Annotated in this window: 1 protein-coding gene; it reads left to right on the top strand. The window is 47.2% G+C overall.

Annotated features, from left to right (window positions below; all coding sequences use genetic code 11):
• Positions 1-176: 176 nt before the first annotated feature.
• A partial coding sequence (gene rimP / locus SB765_RS28100; protein WP_410932283.1) for a ribosome maturation factor RimP occupies positions 177-434 on the top strand: 258 nt, incomplete at its 3' end.

Raw genomic sequence — 434 nt, 5'->3', positions numbered from 1 at the left:
GCATCGACGGACGCATTCACGGTTATTTTTTGAAAGAAAATTCTTTGGATGGAGTCCGGGCCGCATTGCGGCATACAGGGTCCAGTGATTAAAAGCCCCGAATATTCGGGGTTTTTTGTTATTAGCGAATCGTAATACTGGGCTATAGGCCCTTTTTTTATGTCTTGGGGGTGGGCTTGTCCACATTAGAGCAAAAATTGACAGAGTTGGTATCGGCTCCCGTAGAAGCGCTGGGTTACGAACTGGTTGGAATTGAATTCGTTCGTAGTCGCACATCTATCCTGCGCATCTATATTGATAGTGAAGATGGCATCAATGTCGATGATTGCGCCGATGTCAGCCACCAGGTAAGTGCGGTAATGGATGTTGAAGATCCCATTACGGTCCCTTACAACCTAGAAGTCTCTTCACCGGGACTCGATCGTCCTCTGTTC

The sequence above is a fragment of the Pseudomonas sp. SIMBA_067 genome (assembly GCF_046534675.1).
GTDB lineage: Bacteria > Pseudomonadota > Gammaproteobacteria > Pseudomonadales > Pseudomonadaceae > Aquipseudomonas > Aquipseudomonas putida.
The sequence above is the reverse complement of the archived record's forward strand: the minus strand, read 5'-3'. Positions and strand labels throughout refer to the sequence as shown.